Source organism: Pseudomonas sp. Irchel 3H3 (genome assembly GCF_900187635.1).
GTDB lineage: Bacteria > Pseudomonadota > Gammaproteobacteria > Pseudomonadales > Pseudomonadaceae > Aquipseudomonas.
The window spans coordinates 190,014-209,290 of the sequence record NZ_FYEC01000008.1 but is presented as its reverse complement, the minus strand read 5'-3'; the positions used below and the strand labels follow the sequence as shown (position 1 = coordinate 209,290).

Sequence of the window (19,277 nt, the reverse complement as noted above, 5' to 3'; positions counted from 1 at the left end):
CCAGAGAAGACCGTTTGCTCATGCCTAGTTCATCTGCGCACCATCGTTTTCTGTACCGTGCACGCCTGCTGCTGGCAGGCCTGCTGGCCCTGGTGGTCATGCCCCTGGCCAGCGCCGAAGAGGCCAAGCGCCTGCGCATCGGCATCACCTTGCATCCGTACTACAGCTACGTGGCCAATATCGTCGGCGACAAGGCCGAAGTAGTGCCGTTGATTCCGGCCGGCTTCAATCCCCATGCCTATGAGCCTCGTGCCGAGGACATCAAGCGCATCGCCGGCCTGGACGTAATCGTGCTCAACGGAGTCGGCCACGACGACTTCGCCGACCGCATGATCGCCGCCAGCGAAACCCCCAACGTCAAGGTGATCGAGGCCAACGAAAACGTGCCGCTGCTGGCGGCCACCGGGATTGCCGCGCGGGGCGCAGGCAAGGTGGTGAACCCGCACACTTTCCTGTCCATCAGCGCCTCCATTGCCCAGGTCAACAACATTGCCCGGGAACTGGGCAAGCTTGACCCCGCCAATGCCAAGACCTACACCCAGAACGCCCGCGCCTACGGCAAACGCCTGCGGCAGATGCGGGCCGACGCCCTGGCCAAGCTGACCAAGGCGCCCAATGCCGACCTGCGGGTGGCCACGGTCCACGCGGCCTACGACTACCTGTTGCGCGAATTCGGCCTGGAAGTGACCGCCGTGGTCGAGCCGGCCCACGGGATAGAGCCGAGCCCGAGCCAACTGAAAAAAACCATCGACCAACTGCGCGAACTGGACGTCAAGGTGATCTTCTCGGAGATGGATTTCCCCTCCGCCTATGTCGACACCATCCAGCGTGAGTCGGGGGTAAAACTGTACCCGCTGTCGCACATTTCCTACGGTGAATACAGCGCCGAGAAATATGAAAAGGAAATGACCGGCAACCTCGACACCGTGGTCCGGGCGATCCAGGAGGCCGGGGCATGACCATCCAGCAAACCCTCACCACGCCACTGGCCGGACCCGCCATCGAGTTCGCCGACGTCAGCCTGACCCTTGGCCGCACGACCATCCTCGACCAGGTCAGCTTCCAGGTCCAACCCGGCAACGTGCACGCCCTGGTTGGCCCCAACGGCGGTGGCAAGAGTTCTCTGATCAAGACGCTGCTTGGGCAAATGCCCCACCAGGGCCGCTTGAGCCTGCAATGGCCGGGTGAGCCCGGGACCATCGGTTATGTGCCACAGGCTCTGGAGTTCGACCGCGGGTTGCCGATGACCGTCGACGATTTCATGGCCGCGATGTGCCAGCGGCGTCCGGCGTTTCTGGGTATCAGCCGGCATTACAGCGTGGCCATCGGCGAAGCCCTGGAACGGGTCGGCATGCAGGACAAGCGCAAGCGCCGCATGGGCGCGCTATCCGGCGGTGAACGCCAGCGCGTTCTGCTGGCGCAGGGCTTGATCCCGGCGCCCCAGTTGCTGGTGCTCGATGAGCCGATGTCGGCCCTCGATGAAGCCGGTATCCAGGTGTTCGAACGTTTGCTGGGAGACTGGCGTCAATCCGGGATCAGCGTGCTGTGGATCGAGCACGATCTGGAAGCCGTCGGCCGCCTGGCCGACCGCGTCACCGGCCTCAATCGCCGGGTGCTATTCGATGCCACACCCAAACAGGCCCTGACCCCGGAGCGTTTGCTGAGCCTGTTTTCCACCCACCCACGGACGAGCGGGAGCGCTGCGTGATGAGTTACGAAGCCTTTCGTTTGATGATCCAGGGCTGGGCATCTTCCGGCTATCTGCCCGAAGCGCTGGCCTACGGGTTTGTGGTCAACGCCCTGCTCGCGGGCCTGTTGATCGGCCCGGTACTGGGCGGCCTGGGCACCCTGGTGGTGGTCAAGCGCTTTGCGTTTTTCTCCGAAGCCGTCGGCCATGCGGCGCTGACCGGCGTGGCCATCGGCATCCTGCTCGGCGAACCCTACACTGGCCCCTATGGCAGCCTGTTCGGCTACTGCCTGTTGTTCGGCATACTGCTCAACTACCTGCGCAACCGCACCGGCCTGGCACCGGATACCCTGATCGGGGTGTTTCTCTCAGTGTCGCTGGCCATGGGCGCGAGCCTGCTGCTGATTCTCGCCGGCAAGATCAACGTGCACATTCTGGAGAACGTGCTGTTCGGTTCGGTGCTGACGGTCAACGGTAACGACCTGCTGGTGCTGGCCATCGTCGGCACGCTGGTGATGGGCCTGAGCCTGCCGCTGTACAACCGCATCATGCTGGCCAGCTTCAACCCACAACTGGCAGCCGTTCGCGGGGTGGCGGTGAAGACCCTCGACTATCTGTTCGTGATCCTGGTGACGCTGATTACCGTGGCGGCAGTAAAAGTCATCGGCGCGATTCTGGTGGGCGCCCTGCTGGTTATTCCAGCCGCTGCGGCGCGCCTGTTGAGCCAATCGCTCAAGGGCTTTTTCTGGTGCTCGGTGCTCATCGCCACCATCAGCACCCTGTGCGGGATTCTCGCGCCGATTGTCTTCGACCTGCCGATTCCGTCCGGTGCGGCAATCATTCTGGTGGCCGGTATCGCCTTCGCCCTCGCCGCCATTGCGCGCGGTGTGGTGCCCAGCCTCAAAGGGAATATTGGATAAATGGCTTTCTCCATGCGTCAGTTGACTCTGGCCATCGCCCTGTGCGGCCTGGCCACCAGCAACACCTTCGCCACCGACCGCTTCGAACCGATGCGCCTGGTGGCCAATAACGGCGTCGGCAACACCGTGCTGCATGCGGCCACCTCGGCCCACAAAGTGCGGGTGCTAGCCTCGCTCCCCATCACCTATGGACTGGCCAACAGCCTGGTCGAAGGCAGCGAGATCATCCTGGAACGGGCGGCTGCGGCCAACCTCCCCGGCTCGCGCCAGGCCGCCTACTTCACCGGTCGCGGCGCACCCGCGCTGCACAAATTGTCCATGGACGCCGATGCTGTGATCGGCCTGCGCTCGATCTGGGCGGATGACCCGCTGTACCCCAACGCCCGACGCAGCAATATCCGCATCATTGAAATCGACGCGGCGCGCCCGGTCGATGGCGCGCTGCCTGGCGTGGCGCTCCAGCCGGGCACCAGCGACGGGCTGAACAGCCAACCGTGGATGGCCACCAACAACATGGGGCGCATGGCTGACGTAATCGCCGCCGACCTGGTGCGCCTGGTGCCAGAAGCCAAACCGCAGATCGAGGCCAACCTGGCTGCGCTCAAGCAGCGCCTGCTCAAGCTCAGCGCCGACAGCGAAGCGAAACTGGCCGAGGCAGACAACCTCAGCGTGTTTAGCCTCAGCGATCACTTCGCTTACCTGATCAGTGGCCTCAATCTGGAGCCGGTAGGTGTCGATGCCCGCGCCGATAACGAGTGGACGGCCGACGCCCTGCAACAACTGAGTACCACTCTCAAGGACAACGACGTGGCACTGGTGCTGCATCATCGCCAGCCGTCGGCCGCCCTGCAGGCCGCCATCACTGCCGCTGGCAGCCAACTGCTGGTCCTGAGTACCGAGGGGGTGGACCCGGTGGCCGAACTGTCCGGCAACATCGAACACGTACTCAACGCCCTGCTGCAGAAGTCCTGAAGCGCCCCGCCTGATTGCGCGGGCCCCGGTGCCCGCGCTTACAAAATCCCTCAAGAAACCCCGTCCCAGCCGATGCTAGTCTGCCCTGCACATAATCAGGACCGACCAGGATGGGGTCTTCACCATGAGTGACTATATCTCGCTGAACAAGGCCAACTGGGACGAGCGCGCCCCGCTCCATGCGGCCTCCAGGGACTACGCGACCCAGGCCTTCGTCGAGGCCGCCGATCATCTGTCGCAGGTGGTGCGCTTCGACCTGCCATTGCTGGGCAACATCCGCGGGCTGCGCGGGGTGCACCTGCAGTGCCACATCGGCACCGATACCCTGTCGCTGGCCCGTCTGGGCGCGCAGATGAGCGGGCTGGATTTTTCCCCCGCGGCCCTGGTCCAGGCGCGCTCCCTGGCCCAGCGCTGTAACACGCGGATCGACTATGTCGAAGCGGATGTCTACAACGCCTGCTCCGTATTGCCCGCGGCCTCCTTCGATCTGGTCTACACCGGCATCGGCGCGTTGTGCTGGCTGCCGAGCATCGACGCCTGGGCGCGCACTGTCAGTGGCTTGCTCAAGCCCGGTGGCCGGCTGTTCATTCGCGAAGGGCATCCAGTGCTCTGGTCACTGAATGAAAGCCGTGCGGACCTGTTGTCCATCGAACAACCCTACTTCGAGCGCGAGACTCCGCTGGTGTGGGATGACGACAGCACCTATGTCGATACCGACATTTCACTCAAGGCCACACTGACCCATGAGTGGAACCACGGCCTGGGGGAGATCATCAGTGCACTGCTGAACCACGGACTGGCCATTAGCGGATTGGTCGAGCATCAGAGTATCCCCTGGGACGCCCTGCCAGGGCAGATGAGCCGCGATGAACAAGGTGAGTACCACCTCAAGCAGGCACCTTGGCGCCTGCCGCTGAGTTACAGCTTGCAGGCCATCAAGCACGGCGCCTGAAGCGCAAACACGAAAAAGCCCGTTGAACCGAAGATTCAACGGGCTCGGGGGGCATCAATTGCTTCGCGGGCACGCCTTGCTCCTGCGGGCCTGGGGTCAGGCCTGGAGCGGCATGGTCAGCTCGACGCGCAAGCCATCAGGACGGCTGTCGAAATGCAGGACACATTCGCAGCGCTGGACAATTGCCTGGACAATCGCCAACCCCAGGCCACAACCGGTGCTCCCGCCGTTGCGCCAGAAGCGCTGGGTCAGGTGCTGCAGGTCATCGTCGGCAATTCCCGGACCATGGTCACGGACCTGGAAGCGCACTCGATTAGCAGTGGTTTCCAGGCTCAGCTCCACCGGTCCGTCATCGGGTGTATGCCGCAGCGCGTTGTCCAGCAGGTTACGCAAGGCGGCAATCGCCAATACCGCGGGCATCTGCAGCGGTGCCTGGGAACAACCCGGCGGCACATGCAACTGGATCCGCCGGCGATCACCGCTGGACGCGTCCTGGATGGCCAGGCGGGCGACCTGCTCGGCATTGCACTGCACGCCGTCGTCGAACGACAGGCTGCCCTCGACCCGTGCCAACAGCAACAACTGCTCGAGGGTCCGATGCAGACGATCGGCACCCTCCTCCGCACGAGCCAGGGATTGGTCGCGGGCCGCGCCCTCGGTCATGCGCGCCACTTGCAGATGGGTCTTGATCGCCGTCAGTGGACTGCGCAGCTCATGGGCGGCATCGCCGGTCAGGCGCCGTTCGCGTTCGATGGCCTTGCCGATACGCTGGAACAGTTGGTTCTGGGTTTCCAACAACGGCTTCAATTCACTGGGAAATGCCTGCAATTGCAAGGGTTCCAGCGAGTCGGCATTGCGCCGCATCAAGGCTTCGCGCAGACGGTTGAGCGGTGCCAGCCCCTGGCCGATCCCCAGCCACAACAGGCACAGGCAGCCGAGCAGCGCCACCGCCACCGGCACCGAGGCCGCCAGCAGAATCGACATGTTCAGGGCCTCGCGCTCGATCTGCCGATCCGCCGTGGTGATCCGCACATCGCCCCGAGCCAGGGTGAAGCTGCGCCACGGAGCGCCGTCGATCATCTGGTCGTGGAAGCCCATCTTCTCGGCTTCCAGCGCTTGTTCGGGATGATTGTGGCTGCGGGCCAGAATTTCGCCGCGCAACGAGCTGACCTGGCAGGCCATACCCCCGGGCACGTTCAGTTGTTCGGCACTGAAATGGGTGCCCTCGCCCTTGCTCGGCAGGCTCGGCAACTGCTCCAGCAACCCGGCCACCATGCGCGCCGACGCCACCAGACGCTGGTCGAGGGAAAACATCATCTGGTTGCGCAGGTCGCTGAGCATCCAGGCCGCGGCCAGGGCCCAGATCAGTGCAAATGCGGCGCCGAGGGTCAGGCTCAGGCGCAGGCGCAGACTCATCACTTGCTTGGCCCTGCCCCATCCGCCGGCCCCAGGCGATAGCCCAGGCCGCGCACGGTTTCAACGATGCCTTTGCCGAGTTTGCTGCGCAAATGGTGGATATGTACGTTCAGCGCGTTGCTCTCCAACTCGTCGTTGAAACCGTACACGCTGTCCTTCAGTTGCTCGGTCGACAGCACCCGGCCGCGGTTATGTAGCAGCGCTTGCAACAGCGCTTGCTCGCGACGCGAGAGGTCCACCGGCTGACCGGCCAACAGGGTTTCCCGGCTGCTGGGGTCATAGCTCAGGGCGCCATGCTCGATCAGGTTGACGCTGCGCCCCGCGACCCGGCGCAGCAGGGTGTGCAGGCGCGCGGCCAGTTCGCGCAGGTCGAAGGGTTTGAGCAGGTAGTCATCGGCACCGGCTTGCAGGCCGTCGACGCGGTCGGTGACCGAGTCCCGGGCAGTCAGGATCAGCACCGGAATCTCCAGGCCCTGGTGGCGCAACTGCTGCAGCAGTTTCAGGCCGTCTTCGTCCGGCAACCCAAGGTCGAGCACCATCACATCGAACTCGGCAACCTTGAGCATGGCCCGGGCCGCCGATGCCGTGGCCACATGCTCGACGGTCAGGCCCTGAGCGGTCAGGCCGGCTACAATGCCGCTGGCAATCAGCTCATCATCTTCACAGACAAGTACGTGCATGGTGAGACCTGTAGAAAAATGTTGATTAAGAAGGCGACGGATTAAGCGGACATTATGCACCGCCCGCCGTTGCCACAAGGATAACGCGGTTAATCATCGGTTAATCGTCACCCCTCATGGTGCATCCAAATTGCACCGGTATAAGGCTTGCTCATGCGTCGTCTGTTTTTACTGTTCCTGGTTTTTTTTGCCAGCCTGGCCCAGGCCGCGTCGAACCCGTTCGAGACCAAACCCGATTTCCTGCCCGTCGGCAAAGCTTTCGTTTTTACCTCCGAGCGTCTTGAGTCGGGCGAAACCCAACTGTTCTGGCAGATAGCCGACGGTTACTACCTGTACCAGAAGCGCATGAGCTTCAACGGCCTGGCCGAGGCCCACAAGCCGGCATTGCCTGAGGGCGAGGCCCACAGCGACGAGTTCTTTGGCGACCAGCAGGTCTACCGCCAAGGACTGGAACTGAAGATCCCGGCCGGCGCCACCGGCCAGATCAAGGTCGGCTTCCAGGGCTGTGCCGATGCCGGCCTGTGTTACCCACCACAGACCCAGGTGGTCGACCTCGGTGGCGGCGCGGTGCAAGCCAACGCCAGTGAGGCGCCGGACCAGGCCCTGGCCAGCGGCCTGCAACAACACGCCCTGGGTTGGAGCCTGCTGGTGTTCTTCGGCCTGGGCCTGCTCCTGGCCTTCGCCCCTTGCTCGTTGCCGATGCTGCCGATTCTCGCCGGCCTGGTGGTTGGCAGCGGAGCCAGCGCCAAGCGCGGCTTTGCCCTGGCCGGCAGCTACGTGGTGAGCATGGCGCTGGTGTATGCCGCGCTGGGGGTACTCGCCGCCCTGCTGGGTGCCAATTTGCAGGCCCTGTTGCAGAACGCCTGGCTGCTCGGCAGTTTTGCCGTGATCTTCGTGCTGCTGTCGTTGCCAATGTTCGGCTTCTTCGAACTGCAACTGCCGGCCGCCCTGCGTGATCGCCTGGAGAACGCCAGTCGCAAACAAGGTGGCGGCAGCCTGGTCGGCGCGGGCATCCTCGGGGCGCTGTCCGGTTTGCTGGTGGGGCCGTGCATGACCGCACCGCTGGCCGGCGCCCTGCTGTACATCGCCCAGAGCGGCAATGCCCTGCACGGCGGGCTGATCCTGTTCAGCATGGGCCTGGGCATCGGTTTGCCGCTACTGCTGCTGGTGACCGTTGGCAATCGATTCCTGCCCAAGCCCGGCGCCTGGATGAACCTGCTCAAGGGGGTTTTTGGCTTCCTGTTCCTGGGTACCGCGCTGGTAATGGTGCGCCCAGTTCTGGACCCGGTGCTGTGGGTCGGGTTGTGGGGTGGGCTGTTGCTGGTCATCGCCTACAGCGCCTGGCGCCAGACCGAAGGTTTTGGTCGCGCCACCCACCTGTTCGGCGGCCTGGCCCTGTTGTCCGGATTGTGGGGTAGCCTGCTGCTGATTGGGGCCGCCGGTGGCAGCGATGACTTGTTCAATCCATTGCAGGTGTATCGCGCGCCGAGCTCCAGCGCGATCGCTGCGCCGACCGCCCACGATGCCTTCATCACCGTCAAGGAGCCCGCCGAGTTGCAACGCCAGCTCGACGATGCCCGCGCCCAGGGCCAATGGGTGTTGCTGGACTACTATGCCGACTGGTGCGTGTCCTGCAAGATCATGGAGAAACAGGTATTCGGCAAACCCCAGGTCATGGAGGCCCTCAAGGAAGTGCGTCTGCTGCGCCTGGACGTGACCGCCGACAACCCTGCCAGCCGCGAACTGCTCGCTCGCTACAAGGTTCCGGGGCCACCCAGCCTGTTGTGGATTGGTGCCGACGGTGTCGAGCGTCGCAGCCAGCGCATTACCGGCGAAGTGGATGCCGCCGGTTTCCTGCAGCGCTGGGACATTACCCGGGACGCGCGCTGATGCTGACCTTCACCCTCGGTACCTTCGCCATCGCCCTCAATCACCTGCTGCTGATCAGTGCCCTGGCACTGGCGACCTTTGTCGGCTGGCGGGTGGCCAAGCGTGGCGGAGATAACCCCGAGTCGGTGCTGTTCGGCCTGTTCATGCTCGGCATGCTGGCGGCGCGCCTGGCTTTTGTCGCGTGGTACTGGCCCCACTACCGCAACGATCCCTGGCAGATCATCGACCTGCGCGACGGCGGCTTCCTCGCCTGGCCGGGGGTGATCGTGCTGTTGCTGGCCGCCTTGTATCGCGGCTGGCGGCGACCCGGGCTCCGACGCCCGATGGGTTTCGGCGTCGCCAGCGGCCTGGCGTTCTGGCTGCTGGCAAGCCTGTCGCTGAGCATCTACGAACAAGGCACGCGCCTGCCGGATATCACCCTGCGCAACGCCGCCGGGGAAACCCTGCAACTGACCGACTACCAGGGCGGCCCACTAGTGATCAATCTGTGGGCCACCTGGTGCCCACCCTGCCGCCGGGAAATGCCGGTGCTGGAAAACGCCCAGCAACAACGCCCGGACCTGACGTTCCTGTTCGTCAACCAGGGCGAAAGCATGCAAAGCGTCGCTACCTTTCTCGAGACCCAAGGCCTGAGCCTGAGCAACATGCTGTTCGACCGCGGCGGCCGCCTGGGCCAGGCCGTGGGTTCGATGGCCCTGCCGACCACGCTGTTCTATAGCCCGGACGGACGCCTGCTGAGCAGCCACCTGGGCGAACTGTCCAATGCGAGCCTGGCCCACGCCCTGGAAGCCTTCGAGCCCTCCACCCCTGCCACAGCACCCGCCACCTCTGTAAGGAAACTGCCATGCCCCGCCTCCGCCACCTGCTGACGCTGACCCTGGGCGCTGCCCTGTTGCACCTGCCGTCGGTGCAGGCCGAAGAACTGCCCGCCGCGATCAAACAGATGGAAGCCAAGGGTGCAAAAATCATTGGCAGCTTCGATGCGCCCGACGGCCTGCGCGGGTATGCCGCGCAATACCAGAACCGCGGCATGGCCTTGTACCTGACACCCGATGGCAAACACGTGTTGCTGGGCAATTTGTATGACGCCGACGGCAAGGACCTGAGCGCCGAGCCGCTGCAAAAACTGGTGTATGCACCGATGGCCAAGGAGGTATGGGCCAAGTTCGAGACCAGCCACTGGATTCAGGACGGCAACCAGGATGCACCGCGCGTGGTGTACCTGTTCAGCGATCCCAACTGCCCTTACTGCACGCTGTTCTGGGAGCAGGCACGGCCTTGGGTGAAGTCCGGCAAGGTGCAGTTGCGACACATCATGGTCGGCATCATCCGTGAAGACAGCCCGGGCAAATCCGCCGCCCTGCTGGCCAGCAAAGACCCAAGCAAGGCCTTGGACGCCCACGAGAAGGCCGGCAAACAAAGCACCCTCAAGGCGCTGAAAACCATCCCGGCAGACGTGCAGGCCAAGCTCGACGCCAACTTGCAGTTGATGGACGAACTCGAACTGTCCGCCACCCCGGCGATTTTCTACCTGGACGCCAAGGGCGAACTGCAACAGCAACAAGGCGCGCCGTCGCCGGCAAAACTGGCCGCGATACTCGGGCCGAAATAACCCACCGCTCTCAACGACATTGCAAGACTCGGCAGCCTTTTCGCTGGCAAGCTCCGCTTGCCAGCAATGAGCCTGGATTATCTTCAACGTAGGACCGTCAACGATTGGCCAGGAATGCCAACAACGCCTCGGTGACGAATTGTGGGTTTTCCAGATTGCAGATGTGCCCCGCCTCGGGCACCAGTTGGTAAGGGCAACCGATCAACTCGGCCATTTCCATGGTTTCTGAAGGCGGCCTTGGCGTGTCCTGCTCCCCGCACATCAACAGCGTCGTATCCGGGTTCAATTGATTCAGGCGCGCCAGCATGTCTTCGCGACCGAAGGTGATACGCCCCAGCGGCACGATGCTCCTGCGCAGCCGTTCGGCTGGCAGCGCGGCCAATGAGTCGCGCAACTGTCGATACAACGCTGATTGCGGGTCGATTCCCGGCCGGAAGAAGATTGGCACCACGACATCGAGGATCTGCGGTGTAATTGCACCCGCCTCCTCAATCTGCTTGAGCAGTGAGAAATAGTATTGCCGAGTGGCTTCGGGCTCAGCCCCCAGGTACGTGTCCATCAGTACCAGGGCGCTTATGCGTTGCGGGTGCGACAGGGCCAGGCGCGCCCCCCACATTCCGCCCACTGAAAGACCCACCAGTGCGACACGCTCAATGCCCAGGTGATCGAGTAACGCCAGTGCCTGGCGTGCCAGGTCACTGAGTGAAGCGGTTCCCTGCGGCAGTGCCCCGGACTCCCCGTGCCCCCACAAATCCAGGGCAATCACCCGATAGTGTGAGGACAACGCGGCAATCTGCGGCGCCCACATGGTCTGGTCCCACAAGTAGCTTCCAGCCAGGAGCACGGCAGGGCCTGTGCCCTGATCAATATAGTGAAGGGGTTCACCATCAATAGTAACGAAGGGCATCCTGTATCTCCTGCGTAGGCTCTGTTGAAAAAATCCCCGCAAAGACTGTCCCGCCCGGGTACCTCCGTCAATTCAAGCCTTAACAGTAGATATTACAGAGCCCCCGACAACAGAAACCACGACCGCGATCTGCAGTAATGGCTATCTCAAACTCACACCCGGCTTACACGCGATGATCTCCCCCAATGGTTCGACGGCTTTAACAATTAGTCTAAAACACCGAGCGCAAGTTAATCCTTCACTGCATTCCAAAGCTGAAAAGCAACACTAACAAACTGTAAAACACCCACAAAGACTTCCACCAATAAAAATACTACTTTCAGGGCTTCAAAAACCCATTGAAAAGTAGAGCACATACAATGAACAGCATCAGCGACTACACACGCAACTTTGAACGCAGCGCCAATATCAGCGAACTCAGAATATCTGCAAAAATAGCCGAGGAAAATTGGGCAGGCACCGATGACAAAGTATACATAAGCATGGGCCATCATAATAACTTCCAGTTGTTTTCCGACGCCCCCAGGGTGGGTGAAATCATTAGCGTTGACATTGATATTTCCCGCCTGTTCGGAAAACAAAGCATTCACATCAGTGAACTGCAAAATATCTCCCTGCACCAAGTACCGATTGCTCACCCCATCGCCAGCGACAACTGGGAGCTAGAGTCGCTGATACTGACCGCCAATGGCGTTTTCACTAACCGTTCCTTCAAACAAATTCATCAGTGGCTACATGCCTCTTCCTCACATCTCCAGCAGGTTTGGGCTGGACATATCAATTGGTCAGACTGGAGCAACTCCGACAATCGTCCCGTCGATATCAACACCCAAACCTATCCCGTGCGCTGGATGCCCTGGATCGGCGATATCAAATCATGGCGAACCTACGATCCCTCGACTATCGAGGGCACAGGCCAACTGGTCGGCATGGTCGATGGAAAGCTGCTGGGCGAACTGTTGAAAGACCGACAGACAGAAGTACTAACACCTAACACCTCCAACGATAGTTACACCTGGGTGTATACCCCAGAGGGTGCAATTATCTACAGGCGCTGGAAACATGAGTCGCGAAACGACTACATCAGGCATAGCCAACTGGGCAGTGGACGACCGGTCATCTGCGCAGGCGAATTCAGAATAGAGAGTGTCAACGATGGTATTGCCTTGCGAGACGTTATCGCTAGCGTCAATGACGCCTCCGGCCACTATCAACCCGATGGAGGATTATGTTTGAAGTACGTAGAGGAAAAGCTCAACGGATTAGGCATTGATACCGATGATACCCATTGGTACTTCAAACAAAAATAAGTCCTCTGTAACGACTTCGCGGCAGGTCGGATCGAGACCCGACCTGCCGCGAACAGGCCGTCGATGTGTTCAAGCGCGGGCTTGGCAAGCAGGACGTAACCAGGACGCAATTGCCCCATACGAACGGATGGAGCAACGAGCGAATTGATCCTGGTGGGGCAGCCAGCGCCGCAACTCAAAGCGTGTCAGCGTGAGCTTGTCGGCGAAAGCCAAACGGAATTAATTCTTCCTCTCAATTGACAATTATTATCATCTAGCCTAGCTTGTCGCTCAATGCGTAGGACGGATCCGAAGCGCTGGTCGTCCCACTAACTTTTTGCAGCGAGGTGACTTCCATGGCGCAATCCGTTTCCACAGACAGCTGCGACTCATCCTTACTCCAGGCGTTCGTCGACAACCGGCTGATGCTGGTGAAGACTGCGGCACGCATTACGGGTTGCCGGTCGCGTGCCGAAGACGTGGTGCAAGACGCTTTCTTCCGCTTGCAATCGGCGCCCCAGATCACCTCTTCGTTCAAGGCCCAGCTCAGCTACCTGTTTCAGATCGTGCGCAACCTGGCGATCGATCACTACCGCAAACAGGCCCTGGAGCAGAAGTACTCGGGCAGTGAAGAAGAAGGCTTGAATGTGGTCATCCAGGGTGCTTCACCGGAAACCTCGCACATCAACTTCCGCGTCCTGGAAAACATCGCCGATGCCCTTGGCGAATTGCCCAGCCGGACCCGCTACGCCTTCGAAATGTATCGCCTGCACGGCGTGCCACAAAAAGACATCGCCAAGGAACTGGAGGTCTCGCCGACCCTGGTGAACTTCATGATCCGCGATGCGCTGGTGCACTGTCGCAAGGTCTCGGACACCCTCAGCGATACCTTCGCCCGCCGCTGACCAACCCCTCCCCCCGGCCTCGCAGAGTGATGAGCTGATTTCAGCCCTGGGGCACAGCGACGAGCGCAATCTTGTAAGGCTGGAAAATCTTCAGCATCTGGCCGTTATCCCGCAGGCCCTGCAACATCTTGCCGAACGCTTCGCCACTGAGCGGTGCCTGCGGACGGATCAGGGCGTAATGGTGATAGACCTGATCAACCCGCTCGGACACCAGCAAGTGGGAGGCGACCTGTTCGTTGCGCAACACGTAGTCACTCAAGAACGAGCGGGTAACCAGGGCGATGTCGGCACGACCGCGCAGCACCATCAGCAGGTTGCTGTCGTGGGAATACGTCAGCGTCACGTTGTAGCGGCTGGCGAGATAGCGAGTGTCGGAATTGAAGTCGGCAAAGGCATAGTGATAGCCATTGAACAGCGCGAGGCGTTTGTCCTGCAGGTCGGAAAAATAGCTTTGCGCGCGCTCAGGGAGCAGTTGCGAGACAAACACCTCCGCATCCTCCAGGCCCATGTCGACGGCGGTGTGCGGGACATCCTTCCAGCCCCACTGGGGATTCTCGAAGATAGCCACGTCGATCCGGCCCTGCTTGAAGTCACCGAAGCGGCGCGGAATGGAGGTGGGCACCTGGACAAATTGATAGTCGCCCTGCAACTGGTTGAGGGCGACGATCAATTGCGCGAGAAGACCGGTATCGGCGCCGGTTTCCGGGCGAATGGTGTAAGGCGGGAAATGCGCCGCGCCGATGCGCACCAGTTGTGCGGCCGAACTCGGCGCTACCGACAGCGCACCTAGCGCCATCAACAACATCCGCGAAGCCATCCGAACTGGCGAATACATCAACCAACACCACCCCTGAAAATAGACCCACCTGGATTAAGCTAGGCGGTTTCGCCCACTAAGACAACGCGATGGTGGCTATTTAATGCGTTTTGCCCAAATCGTCATGCTTGCGTCAGCACCAGAATCAACGCCTCATCGGCCAACTGATCGAGGTTCATGCTGCCATCGGGGCGAAACCAGGTGGTGGTCCAGGACAATGCACCGGTGAGGAAACGACGGGTGATGAACAGGTCCCCGCGAATCAGCCCCGCGTCCTTGGCTTCTCCCAGTACCTGCAGCCAGATCTGCTCGTAAATGTCGCGCAGCGCCAGCACCTGGGCCTGCCCGCCTTCGGACAACGAGCGCCATTCGTAGACCAGCACCGCCATCGCCTCGCCGCTGCCGCCCATGATCGACTGCAACTCGCAGCGGATCAGCGCCAGGACTCGCTCGCGCACGCTGGTGGATTGCGCCAGGGCGGCGCGCATCAACGCGGTGTTGTAGCGAATGGTTTCCTCCATCACCGCGCGCAGGATTTCGTCCTTGCTCTTGAAGTGATGAAAAATGCTGCCGGACTGAATCCCTACCGCACTGGCCAGGTCGCGCACCGTGGTGCGTTCATAGCCCTTGTTGCGAAACAGGTGGGCCGCCATCTGCAGCAGTTTGCCGCGAGCGCTGTCCGGATCGGTCAGTTGCCCGTTGTCGACCAACTCGCGCATTACCAGCAGAGCTTTTTGCTCGTCCACCCATTCTCTCCTACAGTCGCTCGAACCCAACGCACACACCACAAATGCCGTGGCTGGCGCGGGCAATTTAAGCCGCCGAAGGAAACCAAGCAAGCGCTCGGGTAAAAGTCCTGCCCGGGATTTACAAACCAAGCGCTTGCTTGGTAGTCTCGAAACACTTCTGTCGGAGGCTTGCCATGAACAAGACGGTTCGTATCGGATGTGCCAGTGCCTTTTGGGGGGATACCTCGACCGCTGCCGCTCAACTGGTGGAAGGCGCCGCCCTGGACTATCTGGTCTTCGACTACCTGGCAGAAATCACCATGTCATTGCTGGCCGGGGCGCGCATGAAGGATCCCCAGGCCGGCTACGCCAGCGACTTCGTCGAGGTCCTCAGTCCGTTGCTCGGGCAGATCGCCGAACAGCGCATTCGGGTGATCAGCAACGCCGGCGGAGTCAATCCACTGGCCTGCGCCGCCGCCTTGCAGCACGCCTGCGACCAGGCCGGCGTGCCCCTGAAGATCGCCGTCCTGCTGGGCGATGACCTGCAACCGCAGTTCAAGCAATTGGCCGCCAGTGGCGTGCGCGAGATGTTCAGCGCAGCGCCCCTGCCGCCCGTCTGCGTATCGACCAACGCCTACCTTGGCGCTCCCGGCATTGTTGAAGCCCTGCGCCTGGGGGCGGACATTGTCATCACCGGGCGAGTCGTGGACAGCGCGGTGGTCAGCGCAGCACTGGTGCATGAGTTCGGCTGGGCGTGGCACGACTACGACCGCCTGGCCCAGGCAGCACTGGCCGGGCACATCATCGAGTGCGGCGCACAGTGCACCGGCGGCAACTTCACCGATTGGCAGCAGGTGCCGGACTACGAGCACATCGGTTTCCCCGTGGTCGAGGTCAGCGCCGACGGCCAGTTCATTGTCAGCAAACCCGAAGGCTCCGGTGGTTTGGTCACGCCCTTGAGTGTGGGCGAACAATTGCTCTACGAAATCGGCAATCCACGAGCTTACCTGCTGCCGGACGTAATCTGCGATTTCAGCCAGGTCAAACTCCAGCAGCAGGGCCCGAACCGGGTCCAGGTCCACGGCGCCAAAGGCTTGCCGGCACCGGCGCAGTACAAGGTCAGCGCCACCTACCCGGATGGTTTCCGTTGCACCGCCAGTTGCTTGATTGCCGGGATCGACGCCGTGGCCAAGGCGCGCCGGGTGAGCGAGGCGATCATCAACAAGACCGGGCAAATGTTCAGTCAGCGCGGTTGGGCACCCTATAGCGAAGTGCACATCGAACTGCTCGGCAGCGAGGCCACCTATGGTCCTCACGGGCAACGCCAGGACAGCCGCGAAGTGGTGATCAAGCTCGCGGTACGGCATCCGAACAAACAGGCACTGATCCTGTTCTCCCGGGAAATCGCCCAGGCTGCCACCGGCATGGCGCCGGGCCTGACCGGCATTGTCGGCGGCCGTCCTACGGTCTACCCGCTGATCCGCCTGTTCTCGTTCCTTATCGACAAAAACGCCTGCACCCTGCAGATCGACCTGCAAGGCCAGCGCCACCCTTGCACCCTGCCCGCCCTCGATCACCTCGACAGCGCTGACCTGCCCTTGCCCTTTATTGCCCCCAAACCCCAAGGCCGTGCCGATGCCAGCGTGGCACTGGTGAAACTGGCGGTGGCGCGCTCCGGTGACAAGGGCAATCACAGCAACATCGGGGTCATGGCCCGCGCCCCCGAATACCTGCCGTGGATCGCCGAAGCACTGACTCCCGAGGTGGTCGTGGACTGGATGAGCCACGTGCTCGACCCGCTCCTGGGGCGCGTCGAGCGCTGGTACCTGCCGGGCAGCCACAGCCTCAATTTCCTCCTGGAAAACGCCCTTGGCGGTGGTGGCGTGGCCAGCCTGCGGATCGATCCACAAGGCAAGGCATTCGCCCAGCAACTGCTGGAAATCCAGATTCCGGTGCCGCAAAGCATCGCTGACCAAGTCAACTAGAGGGCTGTCGCCGTGGCTTTTGATTCGATCTTCAAACCCGAGCTGTTTGCCGGTCAAAACATCATTGTCACCGGTGGCGGCAGTGGCATTGGCCGCTGCACCGCCCACGAGCTGGCAGCCCTTGGCGCCCACGTGCTGTTGGTGGGGCGCAAGGCGGAAAAACTGCAGCAGGTCGCCGCCGAAATTGCCGCCGACGGTGGCCAGGCCAGTTGGCAAGCTTGCGACATTCGTGAGGAGGAAGCGGTCAAGCAACTGGTCAGCCAACTGCTCAAGACCCACGGCCCGATTCATGGCCTGGTCAACAACGCCGGCGGCCAATACCCTGCGCCACTGGCGTCGATCACCCAGAAAGGCTTCGAGACGGTGATGCGCACTAACCTGGTGGGCGGTTTCCTGATGGCCCGGGAGGTGTTCAACCAGTCCATGTGCAAGACCGGGGGCGCCATCGTCAACATGCTCGCCGACATGTGGGGCGGCATGCCGGGCATGGGCCACTCGGGGGCTGCGCGCTCGGGCATGGACAACTTCACCAAGACCGCCGCCTTCGAATGGGGCTACGCCGGGGTCCGGGTCAATGCCGTGGCCCCCGGCTGGATTGCGTCCAGCGGCATGGACACCTATGAAGGCGCGTTCAAGGCGGTGATCCCGACCCTGCGCGAGCATGTGCCGCTCAAGCGCATTGGCAGCGAATCGGAAGTCAGCGCCGCCATCGTGTTCCTGCTGAGTCCTGCGGCCGCCTTTGTCAGCGGCAGCACCTTGCGCATCGACGGTGCAGCCAGTCTCGGCAGTCGGGCGTGGCCATTGCACAAGGCCCAGCACAGCGAGTCCTTCAATGGCTTTCACCGCGCCTTCCTGCCCGATGTACTCAAGGACGAGGACTAAGCGATGCCAATGATCGAATCCCAACTCGACCCCCACAGCCCGCAGTTCGCGCAGAACCGCGAGGCGATGCTGGCCAGCATCGAGCAGGTCCGCCAACTGGAACGTAATCTGCTGGCCAAGGCCGCCGAGGCCAAGGCGAAATTCGACCGGCGCGGACAACTGCTGCCGCGTGAACGCTTGAATCTGCTACTGGACCCCGGCGCGCCGTTTCTCGAACTGGCGAGCCTGGCCGGCTATAAATTGCACGACGACAAAGACGGTTGCCAGGCAGGCGGCGGCTTGATCGCCGGGATTGGTTATGTGTCCGGGGTGCGGGTACTGGTGGTGGCCAACAACAGCGCGATCAAGGGCGGGACCATTTCCCCCAGCGGCCTGAAAAAATCCCTGCGCCTGCAGCAGATCGCCATGGAAAACAAACTGCCGGTGATCACCCTCGCCGAAAGCGGCGGCGCCAACCTCAACTACGCCGCAGAGATTTTTGTCGAAGGCGCGCGCAGCTTTGCCAACCAGGCGCGGATGTCGGCCATGGGGCTGCCACAGATTACCGTGGTGCACGGCTCGGCCACCGCCGGTGGCGCCTATCAGCCCGGGCTTTCGGACTACGTGGTGGTGGTGCGCGGCAAAGCCAAGCTGTTTCTCGCCGGCCCTCCGCTGCTCAAGGCTGCCACCGGGGAAATCGCCACCGATGAAGCCCTGGGCGGCGCCGAAATGCACGCGCAGACCGCCGGCACCGCCGAGTACCTGGCCGAGAACGATGCCGACGGGCTGCGTCTGGTGCGCGAGATCGTCAGCCTGTTGCCGTGGAATGCCCGTCTGCCACTGCCCGCCCGCACCGACTTCGATGAGCCGCTGTACCCCATCGAGGATCTGCTGGGACTGATTCCCACCGATCCGAAAAAACCCTACGACGTGCGCGAAATCATCGCGCGTATCGCCGACGGTTCGCGCTTCCTCGAGTTCAAGGGCGAGTTCGACCAGCAGACCCTGTGTGGTCATCTGAAAATCCAGGGCCGGCCTTGTGGTTTTATCGGCAACAACGGCCCGATCACCCCGCAAGGCGCGAGCAAGGCGGCGCAGTTCATCCAGCTGTGTGACCAGAGCCAGACTCCGCTGCTGTTTTTCCACAACACCACCGGCTTCATGGTCGGCACCGAGTCGGAACAGCAAGGGGTGATCAAGCATGGCTCCAAGCTGATTCAGGCCGTGGCCAATGCCCGGGTGCCGAAGCTGACGCTGGTGGTCGGCGGCTCCTACGGTGCCGGCAACTACGCGATGTGCGGCCGGGGACTCGATCCGCGGTTCATCTTCGCCTGGCCCAACAGCCGCACTGCGGTAATGGGCGGCGCCCAGGCCGGCAAGGTGCTGCGTATTGTCACCGAGGCCAGGCAGCTCAAGGATGGCCTGGTCCCGGACCCGAAGATGCTCGACATGCTGGAGCAGGTCACCGCACAGAAACTCGACAGCCAGTCCACCGCCCTCTACGCCAGTGCCAACCTGTGGGATGACGGGCTGATCGATCCACGGGACAGTCGCACGCTGCTGGGCTACCTGCTGGATATTTGCCAGGAGGCCGAGGTTCGTCAGCTGCAACCCAACAGTTTTGGTGTCGCCCGGTTCTAGTCCGGCCAAAGGAGA

At 62.1% G+C, this 19,277-nt stretch carries 18 protein-coding genes; 13 read left to right on the top strand and 5 right to left on the bottom strand.

Annotated elements, in window-relative coordinates:
- The first annotated feature begins 20 nt into the window (after positions 1–20).
- The 5 genes from CKW24_RS12230 to CKW24_RS12210 all read left to right on the top strand — a co-directional run bounded on the left by CKW24_RS12230 (position 21) and on the right by CKW24_RS12210 (position 4,531).
- Positions 21–959 (top strand): metal ABC transporter substrate-binding protein, encoded by a 939-nt coding sequence (locus CKW24_RS12230; protein WP_095168226.1) that lies wholly within the window; start codon positions 21–23, stop codon positions 957–959.
- Positions 956–1,708, top strand: a complete 753-nt coding sequence (locus CKW24_RS12225; RefSeq protein ID WP_095168224.1) for a metal ABC transporter ATP-binding protein — start codon at positions 956–958, stop codon at positions 1,706–1,708. Before CKW24_RS12230 ends, CKW24_RS12225 begins: the two co-directional genes overlap by 4 nt.
- Positions 1,708–2,607 (top strand): metal ABC transporter permease, encoded by a 900-nt coding sequence (locus CKW24_RS12220; protein ID WP_095168223.1) that lies wholly within the window; start codon positions 1,708–1,710, stop codon positions 2,605–2,607. Before CKW24_RS12225 ends, CKW24_RS12220 begins: the two co-directional genes overlap by 1 nt.
- Complete coding sequence (locus tag CKW24_RS12215) at positions 2,608–3,579, top strand: metal ABC transporter solute-binding protein, Zn/Mn family (RefSeq protein WP_095168221.1); 972 nt, start codon at positions 2,608–2,610, stop codon at positions 3,577–3,579.
- Between the two features lie 124 nt (positions 3,580–3,703).
- Positions 3,704–4,531, top strand: a complete 828-nt coding sequence (locus CKW24_RS12210; RefSeq protein WP_095168219.1) for a bifunctional 2-polyprenyl-6-hydroxyphenol methylase/3-demethylubiquinol 3-O-methyltransferase UbiG — start codon at positions 3,704–3,706, stop codon at positions 4,529–4,531.
- A gap of 96 nt (positions 4,532–4,627) precedes the next feature.
- On the opposite strand, the gene CKW24_RS12205 is transcribed toward CKW24_RS12210, so the two are convergent.
- Together CKW24_RS12205 and CKW24_RS12200 are read right to left on the bottom strand one after the other, a co-directional pair.
- The gene (locus CKW24_RS12205; RefSeq protein WP_095168217.1) at positions 4,628–5,947 is read right to left on the bottom strand and encodes an ATP-binding protein; all 1,320 of its coding nucleotides are present in this window, start codon (positions 5,945–5,947) and stop codon (positions 4,628–4,630) included.
- Entirely contained in the window at positions 5,947–6,627 is a 681-nt protein-coding gene (locus CKW24_RS12200; protein WP_095168216.1) for a response regulator, read from the bottom strand. The genes CKW24_RS12205 and CKW24_RS12200 overlap by 1 nt, the downstream gene beginning before the upstream one ends.
- A 153-nt stretch (positions 6,628–6,780) precedes the next feature.
- Here CKW24_RS12200 and dsbD point away from each other — a divergent pair, with 153 nt between their 5' ends.
- The 3 genes from dsbD to dsbG are packed head-to-tail and all read left to right on the top strand — an operon-like array spanning position 6,781 to position 10,129.
- Positions 6,781–8,517, top strand: a complete 1,737-nt coding sequence (gene dsbD, locus CKW24_RS12195) for a protein-disulfide reductase DsbD (protein ID WP_095168214.1) — start codon at positions 6,781–6,783, stop codon at positions 8,515–8,517.
- Positions 8,517–9,386 (top strand): TlpA family protein disulfide reductase, encoded by an 870-nt coding sequence (locus CKW24_RS12190; RefSeq protein WP_095168212.1) that lies wholly within the window; start codon positions 8,517–8,519, stop codon positions 9,384–9,386. Before dsbD ends, CKW24_RS12190 begins: the two co-directional genes overlap by 1 nt.
- Entirely contained in the window at positions 9,362–10,129 is a 768-nt protein-coding gene (gene dsbG, locus CKW24_RS12185; protein WP_095168209.1) for a thiol:disulfide interchange protein DsbG, read from the top strand. Before CKW24_RS12190 ends, dsbG begins: the two co-directional genes overlap by 25 nt.
- Positions 10,130–10,226: 97 nt before the next feature.
- Here dsbG and CKW24_RS12180 read toward each other — a convergent pair whose 3' ends face one another.
- Positions 10,227–11,036: an alpha/beta fold hydrolase gene (locus tag CKW24_RS12180; RefSeq protein WP_095168208.1), complete on the bottom strand. Its 810-nt coding sequence runs from the start codon at positions 11,034–11,036 to the stop codon at positions 10,227–10,229.
- Between the two features lie 359 nt (positions 11,037–11,395).
- On the opposite strand from CKW24_RS12180, the gene CKW24_RS12175 reads away from it, so the two are divergent.
- Complete coding sequence (locus CKW24_RS12175; RefSeq protein ID WP_095168207.1) at positions 11,396–12,346, top strand: hypothetical protein; 951 nt, start codon at positions 11,396–11,398, stop codon at positions 12,344–12,346.
- Between the two features lie 335 nt (positions 12,347–12,681).
- On the top strand, positions 12,682–13,230 hold the full coding sequence (locus tag CKW24_RS12170) for an RNA polymerase factor sigma-70 (protein ID WP_095168205.1): 549 nt from the start codon (positions 12,682–12,684) through the stop codon (positions 13,228–13,230).
- A 40-nt stretch (positions 13,231–13,270) separates the two neighbouring features.
- Here CKW24_RS12170 and CKW24_RS12165 read toward each other — a convergent pair whose 3' ends face one another.
- Both CKW24_RS12165 and CKW24_RS12160 read right to left on the bottom strand, forming a co-directional pair.
- Entirely contained in the window at positions 13,271–14,065 is a 795-nt protein-coding gene (locus tag CKW24_RS12165; protein ID WP_095168203.1) for an ABC transporter substrate-binding protein, read from the bottom strand.
- Between the two features lie 104 nt (positions 14,066–14,169).
- Positions 14,170–14,793 carry a TetR/AcrR family transcriptional regulator gene (locus CKW24_RS12160; RefSeq protein WP_095168201.1) on the bottom strand — a complete coding sequence of 208 codons (624 nt, stop codon included), beginning with the start codon at positions 14,791–14,793 and terminating at the stop codon, positions 14,170–14,172.
- A gap of 176 nt (positions 14,794–14,969) precedes the next feature.
- On the opposite strand from CKW24_RS12160, the gene CKW24_RS12155 reads away from it, so the two are divergent.
- From CKW24_RS12155 to atuC, 3 genes are read left to right on the top strand one after another with little or no spacing between them, the layout of a single operon-like run.
- Positions 14,970–16,760, top strand: coding sequence for an acyclic terpene utilization AtuA family protein (locus CKW24_RS12155; protein ID WP_095168200.1), 1,791 nt, complete (start codon positions 14,970–14,972; stop codon positions 16,758–16,760).
- A gap of 12 nt (positions 16,761–16,772) precedes the next feature.
- A complete protein-coding gene (locus CKW24_RS12150) occupies positions 16,773–17,642 on the top strand; it encodes an SDR family oxidoreductase (RefSeq protein WP_095168198.1) in 870 nt (289 codons plus the stop codon).
- Positions 17,643–17,645: 3 nt separating this feature from the next.
- Complete coding sequence (gene atuC / locus CKW24_RS12145; protein WP_095168196.1) at positions 17,646–19,262, top strand: geranyl-CoA carboxylase subunit beta; 1,617 nt, start codon at positions 17,646–17,648, stop codon at positions 19,260–19,262.
- Positions 19,263–19,277: the final 15 nt, after the last annotated feature.